Below are 5,336 nucleotides of genomic sequence, written 5' to 3' on the forward strand. Positions count from 1 at the left end.
GGAAGGTTGTACAAAACCCGTGCTACCCTAGAGGCGGGATAAGGCGGGGGTAGTTCATATGAATTGGAGAGAAATTAGAATCTTTCAATAAAAAACCTTTTTTTGGAAGGAAAAAAGAGCTTTTTACAGGAATAGATTCCTCTTCATTTTAGTATTTGTGAAAAGATATTGTCAAGAGAGGGCATTTCATATTGTGTCAACTTCTTCCTCAGTCGAATGAAAAATATTCCTCTTCATCATCGGGATAAGCGTCTTCCTTGAGCAGCTGATTGATGACCTTTCGGACCTGCTCTCCGGAGTATCCCCGCCTCATCAAATAAGCCCCCGTTTTGCGCTTGCGATCGGCAGCTTCGCCCTTCGTCTGGTTCCATTTCTTTCGGCCGGCTGCCAGGGCTGCCTCAAATTCCTGATCGGAACTGACTTCGGCCAGCGCCTCGGATATAATCGACTTATCGACGCCTTTCTGCTGAAGCTCCTGCCTGATCCAGGCCTTGCCTTTNCGGTGGTTCCTGATTCGCTGCTGCGCCCACTGCCTGGCATAGCTTTCGTCGTCCACCAACCTTTCTTCCACCAGCCGGTTCAGCGCATACTCAATCGATCCCGTTTCGATACCTTTCTGCCGCAGTTTCATTTCAATTTCCTTGCGTGTCCGCGGCTTCCGCTCCAGCGCCTTTAATCCTTCGACATAAGCCTGCTGCCGCTCGTCCGCTACAACGATTTCCTCCAGCTCCTGCTTCGTAAAGGCGTTCCCCTTGACCATCCGGTACTTCACGAGGACGTCTTCGTGGACGGAAAGGGTGTAGGGTCCGAACGATATCAAATAACGCCCTCTCGGCTTGGCCAGACGCTCTACCTCCGTGATCAGCAGGGTTTCATCGTCCGGGAACCCAGCCAGTCCTTCATGAATTCCCTGCTCCTCATGGATTCCCTGCTCTTCGTGAATCCCTTGCCCTTCCTGATGTTCATGGCTATTTCCTTTTCGCATCTCTCTCACATCCCATCACGTGTTCAATGTCATCCTGTAACAGCACCGCACCCTCTATATGAGAAAAGACGCCCAGTGACAGGTTATCACCGAGCGTCCTCATTATAATCTCTATTCATATTTACAGAATACGATTTCAAACGATAACCCTATTCCAGCTCTAACAATTCCTGTTCTTCGCGTTCCTCAGCCGCTGCTTCTTCCGCAGTCGGCGCGTTCACCGTCGTCGTCAAATTGCTTGCCTCACGGATCTTGTTCTCGATCGCTTCCGAAATAGGCTGATTTTCTTTCAAGAACTGCTTCGCATTCTCGCGGCCCTGACCCAAGCGCTCGCCTTCATAGGAGTACCAGGCACCGCTCTTATTGACGATATCCAATTCCGTACCGATATCGATAATGCTGCCTTCCTTGGAAATGCCTTCGCCGTACATGATGTCGATCTCCGCCTGCTTGAACGGAGGAGCCACCTTGTTCTTGACAACCTTGATCCGCGTCCGGTTACCCACTACATCATTGCCCATCTTGATGCTCTCAATACGGCGAACATCCAGACGAACAGAAGAATAGAACTTCAGCGCACGGCCGCCGGGGGTCGTCTCCGGGTTACCGAACATGACGCCGACTTTCTCACGAAGCTGGTTGATAAAGATCGCAATCGTCTTCGACTTCGCAATCGCACCGGACAGCTTACGCAGTGCCTGGGACATCAGACGAGCCTGCAGACCTACGTGGGAATCACCCATTTCGCCTTCGATTTCCGCTTTCGGTACGAGCGCGGCAACCGAGTCCACGACGATAATATCAACGGCGCCGCTGCGTACGAGGGCTTCCGCAATTTCCAACGCCTGCTCACCAGTGTCCGGTTGAGACAGCAGCAGCTCGTCAATGTTGACGCCAAGCTTGTTGGCATACGACGGATCAAGCGCATGCTCCGCATCGATGAAAGCAGCTTGTCCACCGACTTTCTGTACTTCCGCGATGGCATGGAGGGCCACCGTCGTCTTACCGGAAGATTCCGGTCCATATACTTCAACAACGCGGCCTCTTGGAAGTCCGCCAATACCAAGTGCTATATCTAGAGCCAGGGAGCCGCTGGGAACAACTTCCACCTGCATATGTGTCGACTCACCGAGTTTCATGATTGAACCTTTACCGAATTGTTTCTCTATTTGACGAAGCGCCATTTCAAGCGCAGCACGACGATCTGACAATAAACTCACATCCTTCACCCGTTTATACTATTATGATACCTTGTTTTGGAACGTTTGCCAAGCATTTTTTCGAACATACATTCGTTTTTTTGCCAGGCATTCTCCTCTCATCATCATGCCGCCGTACCTTAAACCAACCGCCGCAAGGAAAGCCCGCCAAATATGGGGGGCCCCGGTGGGCGTTTGTTCTTCTATGATGATCGGATGCTAGAGTCCGAACTGGAACAGGCTTCCACCCCTACTCCAACCATAAGAAAAAGAACCGCGGCAAACTTATTTTTGCACGGTTCTTCCGTATGGTTATATTATACCGCCTGGCGGACGGCTGCACAACTTCAAACCTGATCCTTGGACTCCCCGGTGGCCGGATCGGTAGATACCAGTCTTTGCCACAACCGGTACAGCAGCGTTTTGACCGAGCGGACCCGGATCGTTTCGCGGTTGCCGTTCAGCTTCAGCTCAAACACTTCGGTCTTCCGTCCGCGCTGGGCGATCCCGACGTACACGAGGCCGACCGGTTTGCGTTCGGAATACCCCGGCCCCGCTACACCCGTGACGGATAAGCCGAAGTCGCTGTCCGTGATCATCCGAACGTTCTCGGCAAGCACCTCGGCCACTTCGGCGCTCACTGCTCCCGGTGCGTCGTCTCCCTCCAGCAGCGCATGCGGGACATGCAGCAGCTTCTCCTTCATCTCGTTGGAGTAGCAGACGATCCCTCCCAGGAACATGGTTGCGCTGCCCGGAATGGACGTGATGCTCTCCATCAGCATGCCTCCTGTGCAGCTCTCAGCGGCGCTCAGCGTAATCCCGCGGTCCGCCATCATATCAACAATGATCCGTTCGATCGGCACGTCCATGCTGGCGTACATATGGTCTGCGAGCCGGCTTTGAATTTGCCCCTGCATCGCATTCAGTTTCTCCATGGCTTCCTGCTCTGTAGGCGCTTTGGTGGAGATGCGTACGGTCACTTCACCCTCCTTCGCATAAGGAGCGATCGTTGGATCGGTCTGCCCGTCGATCAGGTCCAGAAGCCGATCCTCCAGCAGCGATTCGCCGATGCCGGCAAACTTGAGCATTTTGGAGTAAATCGGCATTTCGTCAGTCAGGGCGTGCTGAAGGAGCCACGGCTTCGCCTGCTGGTCGAACATCGGCTTCATCTCTTTTGGAGGACCAGGCAGAACGATGTAGAAGTTATCCTCTTGGGCAAGCGCGAGTCCGACGGCCAATCCTGTTTCATTCGGAAGCGGCGTGCTGCCGTCGATGACGATCGCCTGACGGCGGTTGTTCTCCGTCATGTCGATCCCCCGCCCTGAGAAGAACCTTTCGATTTGATCCATCGCCAGCCGGTCAATGTGCAGGGAGCGGCCGACATGCGCGGCCAGGGCATCCTTGGTCAGGTCGTCCTGGGTCGGGCCGATGCCTCCGGTCAGAATCAGGATATCCGCGCGCTGCTAACCGTCTATACCGTCTGTGCTTGCTGCCAGATAAAATAATTACAGCGATCAGCTGATTGTACGGCAGCTCGAATGAATTCCAGGTAATCGGTTCCGGATAGAACTTGAAGTCGACCAGAAGAAACACCATCATGACCGGAATCAAACAGATTCTTGAAATGGTAATACGGTTGGGCAGATTCACTGTAAACCCTCCCCGGATAAATCAAACTAAGAAACGACATTCACATGCACGGCAGGACGAAAATGAATAATAATGCACCCAGTCCATCCATTATGTATGAATCCTCTACATGGGGGCAGCAGGCACAGCTTGCGGCAGGCCGGCAACTCCGCCAAGACAGCGGGACAAGATACAGTATAATATATCAATTTATACACTGTCAAAAGAGGAGTAAGCTCCTCTTCCCGCCCGTTTGCCATGCGGTATACGCCCGCATTACTTCAGATTGGTAAACTGCAGGTCCAGCGGCAGGTCCGCCTTGCGAAGCAGCTGCATGACCGCCTGCAGATCGTTTTTGCTCTTCCCGGTCACCCGGATCTGATCGCCTTGGATTTGGCTTTTGACCTTCAGCTTGGAATCCCGGATCAGCACGTTGATTTTCTGGCGTTGTCCTGATCGATTCCCTGCTTCAGGGTGATCCGTTGGCGGACGGTTCCCATCGAAGCTGGCTCAACCTTGCCGTAATCCACGTTTTTGAGCGACAAACCGCGCTTGATCATTTTGGACTGCAAAATGTCAATCACCGCATTGAGCTTATACTCGTCATCAGAGGTGATGACCAGTGTCTCCTTCTCCAGCTTCAGGCTGCTCTTGCTCCCTTTAAAATCAAAACGGGTTTCGATTTCACGCTCCGTTTGGTTGATCGCGTTGATCATTTCCTGGAAGTCCAATTTGGAAACAATGTCAAACGAATTTTCCGAACTCATCATTACACGCCCTTTCAGTTCCTTTTCATGTCATATTATATGAAATTACCCGGGACAAGTCTAATCCTAAACAGCGTTCCTTCCGTTCACGGATATTATCTCACGGCGATCGGCACTGCTTAGGCACGGCTTAGGCAGAAGACAGGACGCGATTAGCGGAAGCCTACAAGCAATGAACATGGACCTCAAAAAAAAGACATTCGCCGGCTCATGGATCCCCGGGAATGCCTTGTTCTTATTTTACGATCGGCTGCGGTCACGGGTTGGTTGGCGGAACATATCCAAGATGCCCAATACGATCCATGCCAGTCCAAATCCAAGAATGCCGTACCCCCAAGCGCTGGGAGTGAGGTAATAACCGAGCAGGCTGACGATAATCCCCACAATCGTGGTGATCCAGCTGACTGTCATAACCATACACCTCATTTCTATCCGGAATAAGAAGGACTTAAAGCTAGAACTATTGTCCCCTGGAGTGTATGGCATTATTCAGCCGAGCCTGTCCAGCCGTTTAGCCGTTGCTGCTATCCGATTGATCGGAGGAATCCCCTGTCGACGAATCATTTCCGGTCGACGTACCGCCCGTACCGGAGTCGTCCAGCTTCAGCAGAATGCGCGAAGTCGATTTACCGTCCTCCACCGTCTGTCCGGCTACCGTAATCGTCGTTGCGGGAGAATACCCCGATTTAATGTATATACCGGAAGAATCCAGCGTAAAGGTCAGCGTATCCCCCTCCTTCGTATTACCGAAGGAAA

Annotated in this window: 3 protein-coding genes and 4 pseudogenes; all 7 read right to left on the minus strand. The window is 52.4% G+C overall.

Translation table 11 applies throughout. The annotated features are described in order from the left end of the window. Positions 1-208 precede the first annotated feature (208 nt). Positions 209-985 carry a regulatory protein RecX gene (locus tag CPT76_RS16150; protein ID WP_105443593.1) on the minus strand — a complete coding sequence of 259 codons (777 nt, stop codon included), beginning with the start codon at positions 983-985 and terminating at the stop codon, positions 209-211. 149 nt (positions 986-1,134) lie between these two features. Then, the gene (gene recA / locus CPT76_RS16155; RefSeq protein WP_105443594.1) at positions 1,135-2,196 is read right to left on the minus strand and encodes a recombinase RecA; all 1,062 of its coding nucleotides are present in this window, start codon (positions 2,194-2,196) and stop codon (positions 1,135-1,137) included. Positions 2,197-2,531: 335 nt separating this feature from the next. Then, positions 2,532-3,647 (minus strand): annotated as a pseudogene (locus tag CPT76_RS16160) (competence/damage-inducible protein A); the annotation flags it as partial. 3 nt (positions 3,648-3,650) lie between these two features. After that, positions 3,651-3,834 (minus strand): annotated as a pseudogene (locus CPT76_RS39860) (CDP-alcohol phosphatidyltransferase family protein); the annotation flags it as partial. Between the two features lie 255 nt (positions 3,835-4,089). Continuing rightward, a pseudogene (locus CPT76_RS16170) lies at positions 4,090-4,580 on the minus strand (YajQ family cyclic di-GMP-binding protein). Between the two features lie 240 nt (positions 4,581-4,820). Then, positions 4,821-4,991: a hypothetical protein gene (locus CPT76_RS37500; protein ID WP_163872676.1), complete on the minus strand. Its 171-nt coding sequence runs from the start codon at positions 4,989-4,991 to the stop codon at positions 4,821-4,823. A 100-nt stretch (positions 4,992-5,091) separates the two neighbouring features. Continuing rightward, positions 5,092-5,336, minus strand: a pseudogene (locus tag CPT76_RS37505) (helix-turn-helix domain-containing protein); the annotation flags it as partial.

The sequence above is a fragment of the Paenibacillus sp. AR247 genome, assembly GCF_002968895.1.
GTDB lineage: Bacteria > Bacillota > Bacilli > Paenibacillales > Paenibacillaceae > Paenibacillus_AQ > Paenibacillus_AQ favisporus.

Bases quoted from the DNA above. Each gene is read 5' to 3' on its own strand.
- CPT76_RS37500 (WP_163872676.1), bottom strand. From the start codon at position 4,991: ATGACAGTCAGCTGGATCACCACGATTGTGGGGATTATCGTCAGCCTG.